Annotated in this window: 19 protein-coding genes; 10 read left to right on the plus strand and 9 right to left on the minus strand. The window is 65.5% G+C overall.

Annotated elements, in window-relative coordinates; translation table 11 throughout:
- Window positions 1-296 precede the first annotated feature (296 nt).
- Window positions 297-614, plus strand: coding sequence for a hypothetical protein (locus AB5Y98_RS07820; RefSeq protein ID WP_005304873.1), 318 nt, complete (start codon window positions 297-299; stop codon window positions 612-614).
- A gap of 93 nt (window positions 615-707) precedes the next feature.
- Here AB5Y98_RS07820 and AB5Y98_RS07825 read toward each other — a convergent pair whose 3' ends face one another.
- Both AB5Y98_RS07825 and AB5Y98_RS07830 read right to left on the minus strand, forming a co-directional pair.
- The gene (locus AB5Y98_RS07825; protein WP_005304871.1) at window positions 708-1184 is read right to left on the minus strand and encodes an Lrp/AsnC family transcriptional regulator; all 477 of its coding nucleotides are present in this window, start codon (window positions 1182-1184) and stop codon (window positions 708-710) included.
- A 307-nt stretch (window positions 1185-1491) separates the two neighbouring features.
- The gene (locus AB5Y98_RS07830) at window positions 1492-2115 is read right to left on the minus strand and encodes a helix-turn-helix transcriptional regulator (protein WP_368231667.1); all 624 of its coding nucleotides are present in this window, start codon (window positions 2113-2115) and stop codon (window positions 1492-1494) included.
- 153 nt (window positions 2116-2268) lie between these two features.
- Here AB5Y98_RS07830 and AB5Y98_RS07835 point away from each other — a divergent pair, with 153 nt between their 5' ends.
- Together AB5Y98_RS07835 and AB5Y98_RS07840 are read left to right on the plus strand one after the other, a co-directional pair.
- Entirely contained in the window at window positions 2269-3510 is a 1242-nt protein-coding gene (locus AB5Y98_RS07835; RefSeq protein WP_054543474.1) for an MFS transporter, read from the plus strand.
- A 302-nt stretch (window positions 3511-3812) separates the two neighbouring features.
- Window positions 3813-4634: a Cof-type HAD-IIB family hydrolase gene (locus AB5Y98_RS07840; protein WP_368231668.1), complete on the plus strand. Its 822-nt coding sequence runs from the start codon at window positions 3813-3815 to the stop codon at window positions 4632-4634.
- 59 nt (window positions 4635-4693) lie between these two features.
- Here the strand turns inward: AB5Y98_RS07840 and AB5Y98_RS07845 are convergent, their stop codons facing one another.
- Window positions 4694-5257, minus strand: a complete 564-nt coding sequence (locus AB5Y98_RS07845) for a DUF2799 domain-containing protein (protein ID WP_010636208.1) — start codon at window positions 5255-5257, stop codon at window positions 4694-4696.
- A gap of 209 nt (window positions 5258-5466) precedes the next feature.
- On the opposite strand from AB5Y98_RS07845, the gene AB5Y98_RS07850 reads away from it, so the two are divergent.
- Both AB5Y98_RS07850 and AB5Y98_RS07855 read left to right on the plus strand, forming a co-directional pair.
- A complete protein-coding gene (locus tag AB5Y98_RS07850; protein WP_010636209.1) occupies window positions 5467-6306 on the plus strand; it encodes an isopenicillin N synthase family oxygenase in 840 nt (279 codons plus the stop codon).
- A gap of 214 nt (window positions 6307-6520) precedes the next feature.
- Window positions 6521-7834 (plus strand): sodium-dependent transporter, encoded by a 1314-nt coding sequence (locus AB5Y98_RS07855; RefSeq protein WP_005304835.1) that lies wholly within the window; start codon window positions 6521-6523, stop codon window positions 7832-7834.
- A gap of 5 nt (window positions 7835-7839) precedes the next feature.
- Here the strand turns inward: AB5Y98_RS07855 and AB5Y98_RS07860 are convergent, their stop codons facing one another.
- Complete coding sequence (locus AB5Y98_RS07860) at window positions 7840-8559, minus strand: ABC transporter substrate-binding protein (protein WP_005304833.1); 720 nt, start codon at window positions 8557-8559, stop codon at window positions 7840-7842.
- A 431-nt stretch (window positions 8560-8990) separates the two neighbouring features.
- On the opposite strand from AB5Y98_RS07860, the gene AB5Y98_RS07865 reads away from it, so the two are divergent.
- Window positions 8991-10304, plus strand: a complete 1314-nt coding sequence (locus tag AB5Y98_RS07865) for a sodium-dependent transporter (protein WP_043171902.1) — start codon at window positions 8991-8993, stop codon at window positions 10302-10304.
- A gap of 31 nt (window positions 10305-10335) precedes the next feature.
- On the opposite strand, the gene AB5Y98_RS07870 is transcribed toward AB5Y98_RS07865, so the two are convergent.
- The 5 genes from AB5Y98_RS07870 to AB5Y98_RS07890 all read right to left on the minus strand — a co-directional run bounded on the left by AB5Y98_RS07870 (window position 10336) and on the right by AB5Y98_RS07890 (window position 16829).
- Window positions 10336-11961 (minus strand): hypothetical protein, encoded by a 1626-nt coding sequence (locus tag AB5Y98_RS07870; protein WP_258118780.1) that lies wholly within the window; start codon window positions 11959-11961, stop codon window positions 10336-10338.
- Window positions 11962-12036: 75 nt separating this feature from the next.
- Window positions 12037-12816 (minus strand): DUF3142 domain-containing protein, encoded by a 780-nt coding sequence (locus tag AB5Y98_RS07875; protein WP_368231670.1) that lies wholly within the window; start codon window positions 12814-12816, stop codon window positions 12037-12039.
- Window positions 12786-14852 (minus strand): hypothetical protein, encoded by a 2067-nt coding sequence (locus AB5Y98_RS07880; RefSeq protein WP_368231671.1) that lies wholly within the window; start codon window positions 14850-14852, stop codon window positions 12786-12788. The genes AB5Y98_RS07875 and AB5Y98_RS07880 overlap by 31 nt, the downstream gene beginning before the upstream one ends.
- A gap of 93 nt (window positions 14853-14945) precedes the next feature.
- The gene (locus tag AB5Y98_RS07885; protein WP_211030227.1) at window positions 14946-15410 is read right to left on the minus strand and encodes a hypothetical protein; all 465 of its coding nucleotides are present in this window, start codon (window positions 15408-15410) and stop codon (window positions 14946-14948) included.
- Window positions 15411-15452: 42 nt separating this feature from the next.
- Window positions 15453-16829 (minus strand): PLP-dependent aminotransferase family protein, encoded by a 1377-nt coding sequence (locus AB5Y98_RS07890; protein WP_025201183.1) that lies wholly within the window; start codon window positions 16827-16829, stop codon window positions 15453-15455.
- Window positions 16830-16946: 117 nt separating this feature from the next.
- On the opposite strand from AB5Y98_RS07890, the gene AB5Y98_RS07895 reads away from it, so the two are divergent.
- The 4 genes from AB5Y98_RS07895 to cueO all read left to right on the plus strand — a co-directional run bounded on the left by AB5Y98_RS07895 (window position 16947) and on the right by cueO (window position 20853).
- Window positions 16947-17543 carry a LysE family translocator gene (locus AB5Y98_RS07895; protein WP_010636218.1) on the plus strand — a complete coding sequence of 199 codons (597 nt, stop codon included), beginning with the start codon at window positions 16947-16949 and terminating at the stop codon, window positions 17541-17543.
- Window positions 17544-17667: 124 nt separating this feature from the next.
- Entirely contained in the window at window positions 17668-18258 is a 591-nt protein-coding gene (locus tag AB5Y98_RS07900) for a LysE family translocator (protein WP_024941670.1), read from the plus strand.
- A gap of 156 nt (window positions 18259-18414) precedes the next feature.
- A complete protein-coding gene (locus tag AB5Y98_RS07905) occupies window positions 18415-19107 on the plus strand; it encodes an aspartate/glutamate racemase family protein (protein ID WP_368231673.1) in 693 nt (230 codons plus the stop codon).
- 126 nt (window positions 19108-19233) lie between these two features.
- Window positions 19234-20853: a multicopper oxidase CueO gene (gene cueO / locus AB5Y98_RS07910; protein ID WP_065018809.1), complete on the plus strand. Its 1620-nt coding sequence runs from the start codon at window positions 19234-19236 to the stop codon at window positions 20851-20853.
- The last annotated feature ends 44 nt before the right edge of the window (window positions 20854-20897 follow it).

Below are 20897 nucleotides of genomic sequence, written 5' to 3' on the forward strand. Positions count from 1 at the left end.
CGACGATGCCGATGCCTGGCAGGCGATCTGCAAGGACGGCACCCGGGTGCGGGCCGTGGTGGAGGAGGGGATCTGCGCGGATCATCGCGGTGTTGCCATGTGGACGAATAAGCCAAGGGCCGCACGGATGGCAGAGGAAGCCGCCAAATAGTGTGATCCAGACGCCATAAAATGACACGACCGGCCGATTGGCCGGTTTTTTTCGCGATCCCGTCGGCACTTTGCCACCTTGTTCATGGTGCGCTCAGTTTTCTCTTCCCATACTGGCCCTACAGTTCCAAAAGAGGAGAGACGAGATGCAATCATCGTTGGTTGGGCTCTCCATTCTGTGGGGGCTGGCCAGTTTTGGTGTTCAGGGGGATTTCATCGAGAGCCGTGATTCCGTTGCGCCATCCTGGCAAGCCGAGTCCAGAGTGGAGATGGAAGGTTATCTGATTGAGTCGCTGGGTGAGGATCGCTGGCTGTTCGACAACGGCAGCGAGAGCCTGCTGGTCTCCCTGCCCCAGGGGCAGTGGGTGCCAACCGGCGAGCGGCTGCGGGTCAGCGGCGAGCCCCAGCAGGAGCAGGCCGGCTGGCTCCTGCAGGTGCAGGATGTGAGCCAGGTGGCGGTCTGAGTACCCTGCCAGCACCAGCAGTTTGAACATGTAAAAAGAGGAGGCCCTTGGGCCTCCTCTTTTTTATCTCGCGCTGATCTGGGCGGCCGACGCTCAACCCAGGTGGTTGAGCGGCAACGCCGTCTTGTGCTTGATCCGGCGCAGCACGAAGCTGGATCGCACCCCGGTCACCCCCGGAATGTGAGTCAGCTTGTCCAGCAGGAAGTGCTGATAGTGCTCCATGTCCCGCACCACCACCTTGAGCTGGTAGTCGGCGTCGTTGCCGGTGATGAGGTCGCACTCCAGCACCTCCGGCAGTTCGCTGATGGCCCGATCGAAATTCTCGAACCGCTCCGGGGTGTGGCGGTCCATGGAGATATGAATGTAGGCGGTGAGGGTCAGCCCCAGCTGGCGAGCGTTGAGCAGGGTGACGTGGGTGTCGATGAGGCCAGCATCTTCCAGCGCCTTGACCCGGCGGGAGCAGGGGGAGGGGGAGAGCCCGACCAGCTCGGCCAGCTCCAGGTTGCTGATGCGGCCATTCTCCTGCATCAACTCCAGAATATGCCTGTCAATGCGATCAAGTTTCAGCATTCTCCGTTCCTCGTTGCAATTACTAATTCACTTTTCCTAGATTAAGGGTGAACTATTGCAAAAACAACTGAAAATACATGCTACTTCGCAACCACTCACCGTGCCGGCAGGGGTACCATGGTTACATCTTCCGGTGGCAAGACAGAAACCCAACCCGGTCTCTGTGGTGAAGGACCTTACCGGGTCAAGAGCCCCATCAGCCGTCCCACCTTATCGGGCTACGACGGGCTGGAACGAGGACATCCCCTCCCCGAAGGCAACAAAGCAGGCATCCCGGCGCCTGCTTTGTTGTTTTTGTGCGTGGCGTTCAGCCCTGCTGCGGCCGGATGCGGTAGAGGCAGCGGTGATCCCCCTCCAGCAGATACTGTTCCCGCTCCACCTCGGCCGGCGCCAGCAAGCGGCGAAACAGCGCCTGCTCGCTGCGACAAAAGCCCCGGCAGGCGCTCGCCGCCGCGCAGATGGGGCAGTGACTCTCCCACAGCAGCCAGCTGCCATCCTCCTCCTGACGCAAGTCAGCCATATAGCCTTCCCGGCAGCGCAGCTCCTTGAGCCTGGCCAGCCGGTCGGCCAGCGCCGGCTGGTTCAGCTCGGCCTGATAGCGGGCCAGCTGCTGCTGTTCCCGCTGGTCGATCAGCCGCTCCATGCCTACCGCGCCAAACAGCTGCTGGATGTTGTCGATAAGCTGCAGGGTCAGCTCGCTGTGGCTGTCGGGGAAACGCTGCCAGGCCTGCTCGGTGAGGTGCCACAGCCGCACCGGTCGACCGCGCCCGCGGGCCTCGTCGTTGAAACTCACCCAGCCGTCGGCCTCCATCGTCATCAGGTGCTGGCGGGCGCCCATGGAGGTCATCTGCAGCTGCTCTCCAAGCTCGGCGGCACTCTGGGGGCCTTTGGTCTTCAACAGGTGGAGTATCTTGTCGGTGCTGGCATTCATGGGGCGGCTCTCGTGATCGGCTGGCACGCCAGAGGGGTGGCGCTCAGGTACCCATTATGGGGAGAGGGATTTCTTTAATCAACAATTCGCTTTACTTAATCCCGTTCACTGGCCAACATAAATAAACCAATAACTTTATTTAATGAGGCGAAGATGGAGAGGAGCAAGGGACAGGCCAGCTTGTGGGTATTGGTGATGACGGTGACGCTGGCGGTGGCGGGCTTCAGCCTGCCATCCCCGGTGCTGGCGCCGCTGTTGCTGGATCCGGCCCAGGGCATGCTGACGCCGGAAGCGTCGGACTGGAGTCGCAAGGTGTGGTTGGGGATCATCATGGGGCTCTATCCGTTGTTCCAGCTGGTGGGTTCCCCCTGGCTGGGCAAGCTCTCCGATCGCCATGGCCGCAAGCCGGTGCTGACCCTCTGTCTGGTGGGGGTGCTGGTGGGCTATGCCCTGATGGCGCTGGGGATCGCCTGGCGTTCCTTGCCACTGTTGTTGCTGAGCCGGGTGGTGGAGGGCTTCTTTAACGGTGACATCGCCATCGTGCAGGCCATGGCGGCCGACATGAGCACCGCCAAGACCAAGGCGCGCAGCTTCGCCTGGATCAACATCGGCATGAACCTGGGCTGGGTGGTGGGCCCCATGATCGGCGGCTATGCGGCCGTGGTATCCGGTGATTACAGCCTGGCGGCCTGGCTGGCGGTGGCCATGACCCTGGTCAACCTGCTGCTGGTGCTCTGGCTGCTGCCCAATCGGCCGGCGGTGGCCCGCAGTGAGCAGCCGGCACCGGCCCTCTCTTCCCGTCAACTGTTGCTGCAGCCGGTGCTGCTACCCTACTTCGTGCTGACCCTGCTCAGCTACGGGGCGGTGCAGCTCTATTTCACCTACTTCAACGTCTGGCTGGTGGAGCGGTTGGCCTGGGATCCGGTGCAGCTGGCGCAGGCCGCCGTGCTGGTGAGCGTGCCCATGATCGCGGGATCCTGGCTGGGCTCCCGTCTGGCTCGCCATTGGCGCGGCAGCTCCCTCGGGATCGTCGGTCATCTGGTGATGGCGGCTGGCATGTTGCTCTTCATCCTGCCCAGCCACTGGTGGGGGCTGGCGCTCACCTTTATCCCGGTCGGCATCGGCATGAGCCTGGGGGAGCTGGCCACTTCGGTGGCCGTCTCCAACCGCAGCCACGCCGAGCAGCAGGGGCAGGCGATGGGGCTCTATCGCGGACTGGCGGTGGGCAGCGAGATCCTGGCGGTGGCGGTCGGCAGCCTGGTGCTGCTGGCGGGCACCGAGTGGCCCTTCTATCTGGCGGCGCTGTGTGGTCTGCTCTGCGCAGCCGGCTTCTATGGCCTGCGCCGGGCGGCGGATCGGCGGCAGCGGTTCGACGCCCAGGTCGAAGCCGGCTGACGGGATCACAGAACGAGACGGAGGGGGCTGCCGGCGCTTGCATCGTGGCGCCGACTCTGGGACGGTATGGCTCTTTGCTTCGCTTGCCCGATCGCCCGGTGCTCCCTTGCTTCATCTGTACCTTGCGATGCTCAGCCCTTGGCGGTGGCATGAATCGTTATCAGGCCTTGGCGTTGGAAGCGGGTAGATATGGCGCCGCATTCGTTTCGACACGCCTGGCGGTGATATGAGTTGTTATCAGGCCCTGGCGTTGGAAGCGGGTAGGTATGGCACCGCATTCGTTTCGACATTTTGGAGGTGATATGAGTCGTTTTCAGGCCATTGCACTGGATATGGATGGCACTCTGCTGACCCGGGATCACAAGATCTCGTCCGCCACCCGGGCCGCACTGGCCCAGGCCCGCGCCCACGGCATCAAGGTGCTGCTGGTGACGGGGCGCCACTTCATGACAGCCCGTCCCTTCCATCACGAGCTGGCCCTCGACACCCCCATCATCTGCAGCAACGGCGCCTACCTCTATGATCCGGTGCAGGAGAAGATCCTGAGCGGGGATCCGCTGGCGGTGTCCCCTCTCGGCCGGCTGCTGGCCGAGGTGCAGGCACATCAGATGGGGGCCCTGTTCCACCTCGATGAGGGGATCGGCTACCTCGGCTGTGAGGAGCATGTGACCCGGATGCGCCACTGGTCGGCGGCCCAGCCGGATCATCTCAAGATCTCCCTGCTGCCGGCGGAGGATCTGGCGAGCTGGCTCAGCCGGCCGGTCTGGAAGCTGGAGCTGTTCAACCAGGATCCCGCCCTGCTTCATCACTTCATGGCAGAGGTGGTCGCGCAGCTGCCCCTCACCTGCGACTGGGCGGCGCCCTATGCGGTGGAGCTGGTGCAGCCCGGCTGCAGCAAGGGCAACCGGCTGGCTCAGTGGGCTGCGAGTGAAGGGATCGCGATGGAGAACGTGGTGGCGTTTGGTGACAACAACAACGACATCAGCATGTTCGAGCAGGTGGGGCTGGCGGTGGCCATGGGCAACGCAGCGTCACAGATCCAGGCGCTGGCGGATCGGGTTACCGCCGATCACAACGAAGACGGCATCGCGCTGGCGCTGCAGCGCTGGGTTCTGCCCGCCTGAGGGGCAGAAACAGAGAGGGACAGAAACAGAAAGGGGCCCTGTCGGCCCCTTTTGGTTTGTCAGTTCCCGAAGGTGAACTGGATCACCCGATCCGGGAAGCGGATCCTGTTGTAGTCGCGGCGCAGCCCCTCGTAGTGACGGATGGCGCGCTCGCGCTGGGCGCGGTAGTAGTCGCGCTGCTTGCTGTCGTTCTCGTTGCGGATCTGGCGCTCCAGCGTCTCGATGTCGCGCTCGGTCCGCTCCATCTCGCTCTTGAGATCGCTCAGCTGCTTCTCCACCAGGTACTCCTTGCGGCCGCGATCGTACTGGGTCAGGAAGCTGGCATCGTTGGGGCAGACCCCCAGGTACTCGGCGCCGGACTTGCCCTTGCTGTAGGCGAGCTCGGGAATGCAGTAGAGCTCCAGCCCCTTGGCATAGCCCCGTTTCCACTCCGCCTCATCGACCTTGAGACCGTATTCACCGCAGGTCGAGACGTAGTCGCGGGTGGCGCTCGGGGTCTTGCCCTGCTCACCATCCTGATAACCCAGGTTGTACCAGCTCATGGTGCGGCACTCTTCTTCCGACAGCGAGCTGCAACCGGCGAGCAGGAAGGGCAGGGTCAGCAACAGGATCTTGGGGGACATGGACGACGGGCTCCGAGAGAGATGATGGGGGGCATTCTAGAGAGGATGCCGGGGCAGGACAAGGGATGAAAAGCGGCGTCGGCCGGCGCCGTTTTTTGAGCGGTTTGTCACTATTTGCGCAGGCTGGCGACGTGGCGGCCCGCGCCCTTTCCTTGTCGCCGGTCACGGGGTAAACTGCGCCATCTTTTAACTGGCGCGTAACAAAAACAATGAAAGTCCTGACCGTCGATTACCGCTCGCCCGACGCGGCGCAGCGCTTCACCGAATCCCTGCGGACCACCGGCTTCGGGGTGCTGACCAATCACCCCATCCCGAAAGAGCTGGTGCAGTCCATCTATGACAACTGGTATCGCTTCTTCATGAGCGAGCAGAAGCAGGATTTCCTGTTCAATCGCGAGACTCAGGACGGTTACTTCCCGCCGTCGGTGTCCGAAGTGGCCAAGGGCCACAGCCAGAAGGACATCAAGGAGTACTTCCACATCTACCCCTGGGGCCAGATGCCTGCCGAGCTGAAAGAGCAGGCGATGGAGTACTACCGCCTCGCCAACGACCTGGCGGCCGAGCTGCTGGGCTGGGTCGAGCAGTACACCCCGAGCGACATCGCCGCCCACTACAGCTGCCCGCTCTCCTCCATGATTGAAGAGAGCCAGAAAACCCTGCTGCGGGTGCTGCACTACCCGCCGTTCGACGGCACCGAAGAGCCGGGCGCCATCCGCGCCGCCGCCCACGAAGACATCAACCTGCTGACTATATTGCCCGCCGCCAACGAACCTGGCCTGCAGGTGAAGGGGTCCGACGGCGAGTGGATGGACGTGCCGTGCGATTTCGGCACTCTCATCATCAACATCGGCGACATGCTGCAGGAGGCCTCCCGCGGCTACTACCCCTCCACCACCCACCGCGTCATCAACCCGACCGGCGGCAGCGCCGCCAAGTCACGCATCTCCCTGCCGCTGTTCCTCCATCCGCGGCCGGACGTGGTGCTCTCCGAGCGTCATACCGCCCACAGCTACCTGATGGAGCGGCTGCGGGAGCTGGGGGTGATCTAGTCCCCGAACCGGGCTCACCACAGTGCCAAACCGGAGCAAAATTGCTCCGGTTTTTATTTGTTGGCAGGATTGTGCGCTAAATGGAATTTAATTAGTCAGTGCTGCCAATAACGTGCGTTTTATCCAGATAAGCGGCGTTGTGATTGCGCAGCCCCCCCCGTACTCTGAGCGTCATTTTGGGCCCCTTGTGGCGGGCCCCACGGTTGGAGTTCTTATGAAGCAGTCCCAATGGTCATCCCGGCTCGGTTATATCCTGGCCGCCGCCGGTTCCGCAGTCGGTCTCGGCGCTATCTGGAAGTTCCCCTATGTGACGGCCGCTAACGGCGGCGGCGCCTTCCTGCTGGTGTTTCTGCTGTTCAGTTTCACCCTGGGAGTGGCGGTGCTGATGGGAGAGACGCTGCTCGGCAGCCTGAGCCGGCGCGGGGTGGTGGGAGCCTTCGGTGAGCTGATGGGCAAGCGCTGGCGCTGGGTCGGCGCCATGGGGCTGCTCAGCAGCCTGCTCATCTACAGCTTCTACAGCGTGGTGGGCGGCTGGACCCTGGGCTACACCGGCATGGCGCTGGCGGGCAGCCTGCAGCACGGTGATGGCGCGGCCCTGACCGCCCGCTTCAACGACTATGTGGGGGATCCGCTCTGGCCGGTGCTTACCCACCTGCTGTTTGCCGGGCTCACCTGGTGGTTCGTGCAGGGGGGCGTGCAGAAGGGGGTGGAGCGCACCCTGCGCTGGATGATGCCGGCCCTCTTCATCATGATCCTGATGCTGGTGGCCTTTGGCCTCACCCTGCCCAATGCCATGGCCGGGGTACGCCACTTCCTGATGCCGGACTTCAGCAAGCTCGGCATGTCCGGCGTGCTCGATGCCATGGGGCTGGCGTTTTTCTCCCTCTCCATTGGTCTGGGCATCCACACCACCTATGGCGCCTATCTGCCCTCCAGCGAGGGGGTCGGCCGCTCCAGCCTCTGGGTGGTATTGCTGGCAAGCCTCATCGCCGTGCTGGCGGGCTTGATGATCTTCCCTGTGCTGGCGGCCACCGGCATCGATCCCGCCTCCGGCCCGGGTCTCACCTTCATGACCATGCCGGCGGTGTTCCAGCAGTTGCCGTTCGGCCAGGGGCTGGCGGTGGTGTTCTTCGCCCTGCTGGTGGTGGCGGCACTCTCGTCCGCCATCTCGCTGCTGGAGCACCTGCAGTGCTTCGTCAGCGAGAGTCTGGGCTGGTCACGACGGGCCGCCTGCAGCCTGATCACTGTGCTGGTGATGGCCAACGGCATTCCGGTCAGCCTGTCGTTCGGCCCCTGGGCGGACGTGACCCTGTTTGGCAAGAACATCTTCGAGCTGCTCGACTTCGTCACCTCCAACCTGATGATGCCGATGTTCGGGCTGGCGCTCACCCTGCTGCTGGGCTGGCGGCTCGGTCGCCAGGCGCTGCCCGCCGGCCTGGCCCTGCATTGGCACACCCTGCTGATGGGCTGCTGGCGCTGGCTGGCACCGCTGCTCATCGGCGGCATCCTGGTACGCGGGCTGGTATAACCGGTTCAGGGATGAAGGGGGGCCGGCGTCGCCTGCGGGTGGCGGGCCCGCACCTTGTCGACGGCGGCCTGCCAGCGGGCGATCACGGCGTCATCCTCGCTCTTCGAGAAGACGATGTAGAGCCAGTTCTCCTGCAGCAGCAACCCGGAGTTCACCACGCTGCGGGGGGAGAACTTCATCTTGGCCAGGATGGCCGGCATGATCTGATCCCCCATGGGGAAGGCGTCTATCTTGCCGAGCACCAGGAGCTCGATGGCATCTTCGATGGTCTGGCAGCGCACCAGGTTGGTGTAACCCTCTCGGGTGAGCAGTTCGTCATCGGCGTTGCCGAGCAGCACGCCGACCCGCGGCAGCTTGCGCAGCTGGGCCAGATCGGTCAGCGGCTTGCTGCCTCTGGTCTGGTAGATCACCACCCGGTTCGGAAACAGCGGCCCCACCCACTTGAACTGGGACTCCCGATGGGGCGTGCGCAGGATGACGAACAGGGCGAAGCCGGGTTCGACCCGGGTCAGGGCGAGCGCCCGCTTGAGGGGGTAGATCTTGATGGGGTAGTGAACCCCCATCTCCTGCTGGACTTCCTGCACCAGCTGCACCGCCAGCCCGCCGAGCTTGCCGTTACTGGTGTGGGTAAAGGGGGGCAGCTCGTGGCTGATGAGGGTCAGCGGGGGTTGCGGCGTGGCCAGCGCCAGGGCGGGCAGCAGTAGCCAGGGCAGCAGCCAGTTCATCCAGTATCCGGTCAGGTGCGTCACGTCGGTGCATCCATGTTGCGCAAGGGGGTCGCCACGGGCGGTCGCTGACCGGCCTGCCGAGGCTAACTCTATTATTGCTCAAGGGATTGGGCTGCCTGATGATCTTTGCCGGCCGCGGCAGAGAATCCCTTTTTGAAGGGGGGGATGAAAAAAAGTTGATCGCGTTGTGTCAATTTTTCTTTCCATGGTTTAGGCTGTGATCCCGTTTGGCATTCAGGCCCGCTTATTCATGTCACCCCACTGCGCACTGTTCGGTCGATTTTTTGGCTCGCAAGAGAGGTGACCTTGCACGCACAGCTTGTCTGAATGTTCATTGCAAAGGTCGCCACCAGGCGGCCTTTTTTGTTGCCCGCACCGTGCGGTTATCCATGGAGTATCGATGTGATGTTGTCTTGCCCGGAGGTTGTATGAGCCAGGTTCAGTGGTCTTCCCGTCTCGGTCATGTGCTGGCAGCCGCCGGTTCGGCGATCGGTCTTGGTGCCATCTGGAAGTTTCCCTATGTGACCGCCACCAACGGCGGCGGCGCCTTCCTGCTGGTGTTTCTGCTGTTCAGCTTCACCCTGGGGGTGGCGGTGCAGGTGGGGGAGACCCTGCTCGGCAGCCACAGCCAGCGCGGGGTGCTCGGTGCCTTCCGCAAGCTGGTGGGGCCGAACTGGCGCTGGATGGGTTACATGGGGATCCTGTGCGGCTTCTTCATCTACAGCTTCTACAGCGTGGTGGGGGGTTGGACCGTGGGATACGCGGCCCTGGCCATCGGTGGCGAGCTCAACCTGAGTGAGGCGAGCGCCCTCACCGCCCTCTTCACCGGTTACGTGAGCGATCCTCTCTGGCCGGCCATCACTCACCTCATCTTTGCCGGGCTCACCTGGTGGTTCGTGCAGGGGGGCCTGCAGAAGGGGGTGGAGCGGGCGCTGCGCTGGATGATGCCGGCCCTGTTCGTGATGATGCTGCTGCTGGTGGTGACCGGCCTCTCCATGCCCGGCGCCATGACCGGGGTACGCCAGTTCCTGCTGCCCGACTTCAGCCAGCTTACCGGCCAGGGAGTGCTGGATGCCCTGGGGCTCGCCTTCTTCTCCCTCTCCATTGGCCTGGGGGTACACACCACCTACGGCGCCTACCTGCCCAGCAGTGACGGCGTGCTGCGCTCCGGCGTCTGGGTGGTGACGCTGGCAAGCCTCATTTCGGTGCTGGCAGGGCTGATGATCTTCCCGGTGCTCGCCTCCACCGGCATCGATCCGACCGCCGGCCCCGGCCTCACCTTCATGACCATGCCGGCGGTGTTCAACCACCTGCCGTTCGGCCAGGGGCTGGCAGTGGTCTTCTTCCTGCTGCTCTTGGTGGCGGCGCTCTCCTCCTCCATCTCCATGCTGGAGCACCTGGTGCGCTTCACCACCGAGGAGTGGGGCTGGTCGCGCCGTGGCGCCTGCCGGGTGCTGACCCTGCTGATCATGGCCTGCGGCATTCCGGTGAGCCTGTCGTTCGGCCCCTGGGCCGAGTACACCCTGTTCGGCAAGACCATCTTCGATCTGCTGGACTACCTCACCTCCAACCTGATGATGCCGCTGTTCGGCCTGGTGCTGACCCTGCTGCTGGGCTGGCGACTGGGGGATCGCATGGTGCCGGCGGATCTCTCGCCAGTGTTGCGGTTCTGCCTGCTCTGGTGCTGGCGGCTGGTGGCCCCGCTGCTGATCGGCGGGATCCTGGTGCGGGGCTTGCTGTAAGAGCGGCCCGGTGCTGGCCGGGCCTGAGGGCCTAGTTGGGGGGCGTGGTGGGCAGGCGGGTATTGAGGTGTGAGCGGATCTGCAGCAGCGTCTTCTGGTACTCCTTGGCATGATGCTCCATGAAGGAGGCGCTGTGGTTGAGACGCCGCTCCAGCCGGTCTACCAGCAGCGCCACCCTGGGAGCTGCCATGCCGGCCGGCCAGCACAGTTGCAGCAGCTCCAGCAACTGCCAGGCATCGCCAGGCAGGGCCGGGAACTCCTCCTGCAGGGTCAGCGCATACTGCACAGCTAGCTGATGCTGGCCCGCCGCGCTGGCCCGCTGCCGCTCCTGGCGCAGATAGGTCAGCCGCAGCTCGCGCCGCTCCAGTTGTTTCGTCAAGTCGATGACGACCTGCTTGAACAACTGTTGCAGCAGCGGGGCCGGGGCGACCCTGGCCTGATACTGGCCGAGCTGGGTCAGGTAGCGTTTGGCGTGGTGGGGCAGGCCGCAGAACTGGCTGACGGCGAAGCCGAGCAGCTGGTTGAGGTGGTTGTCCCGCGCGCTCTCCGGCGGGTGCTTGGCCAGCAGCAGCAGGGCCTCGTCGAAGCGGTAGTCCAGACTCAGCATCAGCGCCTTGAGCAGGGCGTCCTCATGAGCTCGCAGGGTGACGGCCTGGTTGAGGTAGCGATACTCCTGCTGCAGTGAGCTGATCCTGGCGGCGCTCGGGTAGTGCCAGAGTACCGCCAGGCTGGCATTGAGGATGAAGTTCTCGATGGATACCCGCAGCTTGTGATCGGCAAAGAAGCGCAGGCTGAGGGCGTTGGCCTGCTCCAGCGCCTTGCCCTCATCCTTGATCAGCAGTGCCAGCAGAATGGCCGCCTGGCGCCACTCCGGTTGCCAGGCATTTTTTTGCAGCAGATGGCCGATCACGTCCCAGGCCGCCTCCCACTGCCCCTCGTGCAGCAGACAGGCCAGCGCCAGCTCCAGCTGCAGGGCCGGCGGCAGCCGTTCCCGGTTGCGGGCCAGATCCTTGCGCGCGCTCTCCAGCCTGCCGAGTCCCAGCAGGGCGTAGATCAATCCCTTGCGCGGCCACCAGGCGTCATATTCCGTGGTACAGACTGCGTAGTGCTGGGAGGCATGGAAGTGATCCTGCCATTGCAGCAGCATGTAGCCCTTGCTCCGGTCCAGCTGTTGTCCCAGCTCCCGATACTTCTGCTGTTCATAGAGCAGGTCCTCGCACAGGGCACAGCTCAGTTGCCACTCCCTGAGCCGCATCGGGGCCGGCAGGGCCCGGGTCAGCCCGGTCAGCTGTACCAGCTCGCGCAGGCGGGTGGTCAGTTGCTCCTGGGTAAAGGGGATGGTCAGCTGCAGGGAAAAGTAGAGATCCGAGGGGGGATAGTGGAGTAGCTCCGGGTCTGCATTGAGCAACAACAGCACGCAGCCCGGCTCCAGTAGCCCCAGATAGTGAGCCTCCTGCAGCATGCGTACTCCCTCCAGGTCCTGGTGATGGCTCTGGTGGCAGATGATGGCGTCGAACGACTGCTGGCGCAGCAGGGTTGGCAGGGTTGCCAGCTCCTTGCAGTGGGTCAGCTGGGTTGATGCTATGCCCTGCTGGCTCAGCCCCTGGGAGAGCGCCGTGCTGAGCATGGTGTCGTCTTCGATCAGGAGGATCTGCATCCTTGGCACTCCTTGGCCGGTTCAGGATCGGAACAAGTATGGCATGTGATGGAGTCAAAAAGAGCTATTACTCTGTTACAGAGGCGCCGTGCCGGTCAACCCCTCACCCGGGCTCACCAGATGGGGAGGGCGAGAGGGCGCCGGATTGACAAGAAACACCACCACGCCGCCATAGGCCGCCGAGTCGGCCAGCCTGCTTTCCCACGTTTGATCCCACTCGCCTCCCTGCACCAGCCCCACCTTGAAGGGGAGGGTCAGCCGCGTCAGCGCTTGCAGGTAGCGCGCGTAGCCGGGCTCGGTGCGGCGGCCGCGATAGGTCTGTACCACCAGCTCGTCGACCACGCCGGCAAGGGCGTTTAGTGTGGCGACGTCGCCGGTGCGGGTCCAGTCCAGCAGGCCGGTGATGCTGATGGCGCAGCCGGCGGGCAGCTGGCTGCGCAGTTTGCGCAGGAAGTCGCCATAGTCCGCCAGCCGGTGGGTGCGGGCATCAAAATCGATCTGGACGCCGCGCACCTCATTGCCTTTGCGCTGCCAGGCCGCCAGCTGGTTGGTCAGGCTCTTGAGCAGGGCCTCATCCCAGTCGAGCCGCTCCACCCGATAGGCGAGCCAGAGCTCCTTTACCGGCAGTTTGCTCGGCGCTATGCCCTGCCCCTGAAAACGCACGGGCTGGCGCGCATCGAGCGGGCCTATCTCCCCCTGATGCAGATAGAGCCGCTCGGCCTGCTGCAGCACCGGCTGGGGCCTGACCCCGGCCCACAGCCAGAACTGGCGGTAGTGGCTCGCCTCGACGGCGGCGCTGGCCTCGGCGCCCAGCAGCGCCAGCATCACCAGTAATATTTGAGCTGCTTGGCCCACTGGCTCGTTCCGTACTGGCGTTTGAGGGTGTTGAACCAGCCCTTGCGCTGGCTGAGGGGGATCTCTTGGCTGCCGCAGCTGTTGTTGCCGCTCGGGGCGTAACAGTTGATGGCGCGGTAGAGGGCGTAGGCCTTCTCCTCCTTGGCGGCCTTGGGGTTGGCGATTACCTGTTGATACCAGTCGAGCCGGCTGCGCTGCTGGCCGGCAAACAGATCCCGGCTGCCCGCCAGGGTGTCGGCTCCCGGCCGCTGCAGGAGCGGATCCCAGTCCAGCCCCTTGTTCAGGAAGAACTCGCCGAGGCAGTTGAGCGCCTTGGGGGATTTGGGGTTGTCCGCCAGGGTGGTGACCACCGCGGTGAGCGCCGGGCACTGATACTCCTGGCTCCCTTGCCAGTCGAACGGGGCGGCCAGCGGAGCAAGCGCCAGATCCTGCAGGAAGCCCCGGTAGTCGCCGTGGGTCAGCTGCTTGTAGCGCAGGGTGTGGCCGGCCCGCTGGCGCAGGGTGTCGGAAGCCTGCTCATCCTGCACCATGCGGCGCAGCAGCGGGGCCGGCGCCACGTACTCCAGCAGCGGAATGCGGTAGTGATCGCTCTGGATGGGGCTCTCCTTGGCAAACACCTGCTCCAGCCGGCCGGCCCGTTCCAGGGTCATGGCCAGCGCCAGTTGCAGCAGCTGATCCTGCAAGGGAGTGGGCTGGCTGGCGAGCAGGGCGCGCCACTGCTGCTCCGCCTCGGGCAACGCCTGGCTGGCCGCCAGCGCCATGCCCTTGAGCACCTGCTGGCTGAATGCCAGGTTGTCGAGTGGCCCCTTGCCAAGGGCGGGAGCGGCGGCGATGACGGCGGCATAATCCTTGGCCAGATAGTAGCGCTCGGCCTGTTGCAAATAGGCGAGCCAGGCCGGGTTGCTGGCAAACTGGGCGCTCTGCTGGGCGAGCTCGCCGCTTTGCAGCGGCAGCCACTCGTCCCAGCTCTCGTGCAGCCGCAGCCGGCGCAGATCCTGCACCAGGGTCAGCTGCGGCATGGCGGCTGAGCCGGTGAAACCGGGCTGCATCAACAGCTTGAGGTCTATTTCGGTGAGCAGCTCCGGGTTGCCCGGCTGGCGGCTCGCCTGCTGGAACAGGCCGGCCAGCGTCGCTTCGTCCCCCTTGAACCAGGCGAGCCGGCGCAGCAGCCCGTTGGCGGAGCCGAGATAGCGCCCCTCTGGGTAGCGGCTGCGATAGTCGGCGATGAACTGCTCGGCGCGCTGCACGGCAGCCTGGTCAATCTGGTTGCGATCCAGGGTGCCCCAGTCATCGAAGGCGCTTTGCTGGGACTGGTTGAGGGCGACCCGGATCCGCATGTAGTCCGCCGTCTCTTTCAGCCAGGGCTGATCCTGCCCGGCGAGGGCGGCAAATTGTGCATCGGCCTGCGCGAACTCCCCCTGATAGAAGAGTCGGCTGGCGGCCAGGTAGTCGGCAAAGCCCTGGCCGGCGGCCGACAGCGGTGCGGCCTTGTCCTCCGGCGCCGTGGCCGTTTCGGCCTGCTGGGCGCACTGGCCCAGCATGGCCAGCCGCTGGCGGGCCAGCTGGCTGCGCTCATCGGCGCCAAGGGCCGGGGTGTCGACCAGCGCCTGCAGGAAGGCTTCGGCCGCGACCGGGTTGTTGCTGATGCAGCGCCCCTCGCTCCAGCCGGCGGCCCGCTCCAGGGCGGCCTGGGTGGTGCTCTGTTCGATGCCAAGACCGGCGGCCAGCGCCAGCAGGGGATCCGGCCCGGCGGGGGCCGGCTCGGCCTGGGTCGGGTTGAGCCGGGCCGGGTTGAGCAGATCCTCGATGGCGAAGGGCAGCGGCAGCGGCGCCTTGGGCAGCGAGAAGGCCTGCTCATCGGCCAGCAGCAGCGCCAGGTTGGTGCGGGTGTCGTTGTCGGGGGAGAGGAACGGCAGCCCGTTCAGGTGGCACTGGGCGGCGGTCAGTTGCAGGGTGAGCGGCGTCTCGCAGCCATCCGGGCCGCAGGCCAGGACGGGCAGGCTGCACAGGGCCAGCCACAGGGGAGTCAGTTTCATGGGCGCTTCCAGCAGGAGTCGGGATGCTGGCACGCTACAAGATGCCTTCGCCCCTTTCAACTGACCATAGGGGCAGGTCGGCCGGCGGCGGGCCTACTGCAGGCCGGGCCCTTTGGCCGAAAAGGGGCAGTCGCGCTGCTGGATCAACTGCTCTCCCGAGCCCGCCGCCCCCTGCCAGTGCAGGGCGAGCTGGCCGAGGCGGCCCAGGTGGCGCAGCTCGAATTCGTAGCGCAGGCAGGGGTCGGTGAGGGGCAGGCTGGCCATGCCGGCCGGCAGCTGGTAGTCGTAGCGCAGCAGGGGACCGTCTGTCAGCGTGCTGCGGCTGGGCAGCAGCCCTTGTGCCGTGGGGACGGGAGCACTCAGCCTGCGGCGCAGGCTGAGGGGGGCATCGATCGCCTTCTGATAGTGCAGGCCGTTCATGGCCGCCAGCTCCTCTTCCAGCCGCTGCAACTCCCCCTCCAGCCCGCTCAGCGCCGCCCCCAGCTGTTGATGAGCGGGGGAGGCGCAGCCCCCCAGCAGCAGGGTGAGAAGCAAAAGCGGGGCGCGGGTCGGGTGCATGGGCTCTCCTTTGAGCCCACGGATGGGCTGGGCCGGGGCTGACTATAGCAGGGTATTGGTGGGCGGCGCGGTGCGCAGCAGGCCGGCAAGCCGCTCCAGCGCCTCGGCGACGCGGGCGTCGGTGGCCGGCTGGCTCAGGCTCAGCCGCACCCCTTGCGGCGCGGCGAACTGGCCGGCGGCGAAGTGTTCCCCGCTCGCCACCCCGACGTCAAGGGCGTTGGCGGCCTCGGCAAACTCCTGGCTGCGCCAGGGTTCCGGCAGCGGCAGCCAGGCGTGCATGGAGCCCGCCTGCCAGCAGGCCTCCGGCAACAGGTGACGCAGCAGCTCGCCGCGACGTGCCAGGATCTGCCGCTGCTGCTCTACAAGAGGCATGATCTGGCGCTGGCTCACCAGCTTGCAGGCCAGCTCGATGAGCAGCGGGCTCACCATCCAGCTCGACAGTCGCATCGCCTGGGCGAAGGCGCCGCGCAAGTGGGGCGGGGTCAGCACGAAGCCGACCCGCAGGCCACCGCAGGCGATCTTGGCCAGGCTGCCCAGATAGATGACCCGCTCCGGCGCCAGGTTGACCAGCGGCGTCACCGGTTGCTGGGGCAGCAGGCCGTTGACGTCATCCTCGATGATCAGCAGATCGTGACGGCGGGCGATGGCGATGATGGCCTCGCGCCGCGCCAGGCTCATGGTGGCGGTGGTGGGATTCTGCAGGGTGGGGGTGAGGTAGAGCAGCTTGGCGCGGCGGGTGCGGCAGGCCGCCTCCAGCGCGTCGGGCAGCAGCCCCTCCTCGTCCATCGCCAGCCCCACCACCTGATTCTTCAGCTGGCGGGCGTTGCCCAGCATGCCGGGGTAGCTGAGCCCTTCGCACAGCAGGGTCTCCCCCACGCAGCCGGTGGCCAGCAGGGAGAGCATGATGCCGTGCTGGGCGCCGTGGCTGAACAGCAGATGCTCCTCGCTGCCCACTACCCCTTGCTCGGTCAGCCAGTCGATAAAGAGCTGGCGCTGGCCGGGCTGGCCCGCCTCCTTGTCGTAACCGAGCAGGGCGTTGAGATCCCCGTCTGCCACTTCCGCCAGCATGGGCCGGATGATGGCGGCTCGATCCAGCTGCACTGGCAGGTTCTGCCACAACTCGATGCGGTGCCCCTCCTCCTTGCGGATCACCCAGGCGTTGGCCGGATCCTCATGCTCCCCCTTGACCCAGGTGCCATGGCCGACCCGGGCGGCCAGCAGCCCGCGCCGCTCCGCCTCGCCATAGGCGCGGGTGACGGTGCCGACGGTGACCCCCAGCCTGTCCGCCAGCGCCCTGTGGGTGGGCAGCCGGGTCTGGGGCGGCAGGGAGCCGTCCTGAATGGCCTGCTCGATGGCCTTCACCAGCTTGAGGTAGAGGGGGCCGGCGAAGGGGGTGAGGTCTGGGGTCCAGATTGTCATGGTGACAATAAATCCATTGATCGAAATGTATCGGCAATATAGCGTGATTTTGAACCCAATGACAATCAAAAACAGCACATTGTATCGATACAATGTGCGCAGTTCAGGAGTACAAAGATGACGATCGAATGGTATGCCACCCTGTTTGGCTTTGCGGTGCTCACCTGTGGCACGCCGGGCCCCAACAACCTCATGCTGACCGCCTCCGGCGCCAACTTCGGGGTGCGCCGCACCCTGCCCCATCTGATCGGGGTGGCGGTGGGCCAGCCGGTGCTGCAGATGGTGCTGGCGCTGGGGCTCTACCCCCTGTTCGAGCGCTGGCCGCTGCTGCGCCTTGGCTTACAGATCTTCGGCAGCCTTTATCTGCTGTGGCTGGCATGGCGCATCGCGGTGGCCGGCGCTCCCGGTGATCCGGCCCGGCGCGCCCGTCCGCTTACTCTGCTGGAGGGGCTGGGCTTTCAGTTCCTCAACCCCAAGGCCTGGATGATGGGGATCTCCGCCATCAGTCTGTTCAGCCTGCCCGGCGCCAGCTACTGGCCGAGCCAGTTCGCGGTGATGGCCATGTTCGTGCTGGTGGCGCTGCCGGTCTGCTTCGTCTGGGTGCTGTTCGGTCATCAGCTCAGCAACTGGATCTGCACGGATCGGGGCTGGCGCCGCCTCAACGGCAGCCTGGGGGCGCTGACTGCGCTCTGCGTGGTGATGCTCTGGTACTGAGCCTTGCCAGAGGCCGCATAAAGATGCGAAGAAAGTGCATTTGCGGCCTTGTCTGACGGGCACCGGCTCTGCATATTAGAAGGCTTGTCGCCGAGTCGGCGCCCTGCATCATCAAGAGGTTGAGATGGATCTGAACTGGTTGCTTCCCCTGGCGGGCTTTGCCCTCATCACTTGCGGCACGCCGGGCCCCAACAACATGCTGCTCACCAGCGCCGGTGCGGCCCAGGGCTTTCGCCGCAGTGTGCCCCTGCTGGTGGGGGTGGTGGGGGGGATCAACCTGATGATCCTGGCCACGGCGCTGGGGCTGGGGGTGATGTTCGAGCAGGTGCCGTTGCTGCACGACGGGCTCAAGCTCATCGGCTCGGCCTACCTGCTCTGGCTGGCCTGGAAGGTGGCGACCGCCAGCGGCCCGGCCGAGGGCAATCGGCCGCTGATCCCGGCCCATCAGGGGGCCATGCTGCAGCTGCTCAACCCCAAGGCGTGGATGATGGCGCTCTCCGCCATCAGCGGTTTCACCCTGGCGGGGGAGGCCTACTGGCCCTCCGCCATCTGGGTGCTCGCCATCTTCTTTATTACCGGCCTCTATACCGGGGCCTTCTGGGTGCTGTTCGGTGCCCAGGTGCGCCGCCTCATTCGCACCGCCAGAGGCTGGCGTCGTTTCAACCTCGGCATGGGGATCGCCACGGCGGCCTGCGTGCTGATGATCTGGATTTAGTTCGGGCCTGCGCCCGGGCCTTTACCGGCTGTCTTGTTGGCCCTGCGGGGCCTTTTTTATTCCTGGGCGGTGCGATGACGCGCGCCGCCCTCTGTCTGGTTTGCACGATCGGTTTACACGATCGGCTTACACGATCGGTTCACAGAAGGAGGTCCCATGAAATGTATCGGTCTGCTGGGTGGCATGAGCTGGGAGTCCACCGTCAGCTACTATCAGGCGCTCAACCGGGGCGTGCGAGCACGGCTCGGCGGCCTGCACTCGGCGCGGGTGCTGCTGAGCAGCGTCGACTTTGCCGAGATAGAGCGGCTGCAGCACGCCGGCGACTGGCCCGCTACCGCCCGCCTGCTGGCGGCCGAGGCGCGGGCCATCCAGGCCGGTGGCGCCGATTTTCTGCTGATCGGCACCAACACCATGCACAAGGTAGCGCCCGAGATTGAGGCCGCCATCGACATCCCGCTGCTCCATATCGCCGATGCCACCGCGCGTCAGCTGCAAGCGGACGGGATCCAGAGGGTCGGCCTGCTCGGCACCCGCTTCACCATGGAGCAGGACTTCTACAAGGGGCGCTTGCAGGAGAAGTTCGGGCTGGAGGTGCTGGTGCCGGGCGAGGCGCAGCGGGAGCGGGTGCACCGCATCATCTATGACGAGCTGTGCCTCGGCGACATTCGCGACGCCTCGCGGGCCGAGTACCTGGCCATCATCAGCGCGCTGGCCGACGCGGGCGCCCAGGCGGTGATCCTGGGCTGCACCGAGATAGCCCTGCTGGTGGGGGACGCCGAGGCAGCGGTGCCGCTCTACGACACCACTTCGATTCACGCCGAGGCGGCAGTCACTCTGGCGCTGGCTTGACGACCATGGCTCTGCTGGCAAGCGGATAAGCCAGAAACTGTCCGGCCGCCGGCTCGGCAGGGCTTGACCTTGCCGCAGGGTTGCTGCTTAGGCTGAAGGTCCGCTTTGGCCAACGAGGAGTGACTTATGCAGCGTCGCGATTTTCTCAAACTCTCCACCGCCGTCGGTGTCGCCGGTGCCCTGCCCTGGTGGGGGCGGGCGCTTGCCGCCGAGCGGCCAGCCCTGCCGATTCCTGCGCTGCTGGAGGCGGACGCCAGCGGTGTGTTTCAGCTCAGGGCCCAGCCGGGCCAGATGCAGTGGCGACGCCAGCCGACCCGCAGCTGGGGCTACAACGGCAACCTGCTTGGCCCCACATTGCGTGCCCGCCAGGGGCAGGCGGTGCGAGTCCGGGTCGCCAACCAGCTGGCGGAGACCACCACGGTGCACTGGCACGGGCTGGAGGTGCCGGGCACTGCCGATGGCGGCCCGCAGGCCAGCATCCCTTCCGGCAAAGAGTGGCAGGCGGCGTTTCGCATCGAGCAGCCGGCGGCCACCTGCTGGTATCACCCCCACACCCACGGACAGACCGGCCATCAGGTGGCCATGGGACTGGCCGGGCTCTTCATCCTCGACGACGAGGAGAGCCTGCGGCTGCCGCTGCCCCAGCGCTGGGGGGTGGACGACATCCCGCTGGTGCTGCAGGACAAGCGGCTCGATGGGCGGGATCAGGTGGACTACCAGCTGGATGTGATGAGCGCAGCGGTCGGCTGGTTTGGCGATCTGATGCTGACCAACGGCGCCGTCTATCCGACCCACGACGCCCCCCGCGGCTGGCTGCGGTTGCGGTTGCTCAACGGCTGCAATGCTCGCTCCCTCAGGCTGGCGACCAGCGATGGCCGCCCCTTGTATGTGATCGGCAGCGATGGCGGCCTGCTGGCGGAGCCGGTGGCGTTGAGCGAGCTGGCGCTGCTGCCGGGGGAGCGCTTCGAGGTGATGGTGGATGCCCGCAATGGCCAGGCGTTCGACCTGCTTACCCTGCCGGTGCGCCAGATGGGGATGACCCTGGCGCCGTTCGATGCGGCCCTGCCGCTGCTGCGGATCCGGCCCTCCCTGATCGAGGGCAAGGGACGCCTGCCGGACAGCCTGGCCCGGCTGCCTGCGCTGCCCGCAACTCAAGAGTTGCCGAGCCGCACCCTGACCCTGTCGATGGATCCCGAGCTGGACCGGCAGGGGATGCAGGCGCTGATGAGCCGCTACGGCCACGGCGCCATGGCGGGCATGAGCATGGAGCACGGCGATACGGGCAGCATGGCCGGGATGAAGATGGACGGTCAAGGCGACGGGATGGCCGGGATGTCGATGGCGGGGATGGATCACGGCGACATGGCCGACATGAAGCAAGCGGGCGGCGCGCTGGACTTGCACGGCGGCAACCGCATCAACGGCCAGGCCTTCGCCATGAACGACCCGCAGTTTGCGGTCAAGCGCGGCCGCACCGAGCGCTGGATCATCTCGGGGGAGGGGGACATGATGCTGCACCCCTTCCACATTCACGGCACCCGTTTCCGGATCCTGAGCGAGAACGGTCAGCCGGTGGCCCCCCATCGCGCCGGCTGGAAGGATATCGTCAAGGTGGAGGGCGGGCGCAGCGAGGTGCTGGTGCGCTTCGATCACACGGCGCCGAAGGAGCGGGCCTACATGGCTCACTGCCATCTGCTGGAGCATGAAGACACCGGCATGATGCTCTCGTTCACGGTGGAAGAGTGAAATGATGGCCCGTTCGGGGCCATTGTTTTTTACTGGTCAGATCT

Source organism: Aeromonas sp. s3, assembly GCF_040907805.1.
GTDB classification, from domain to species: domain Bacteria; phylum Pseudomonadota; class Gammaproteobacteria; order Enterobacterales; family Aeromonadaceae; genus Aeromonas; species Aeromonas dhakensis.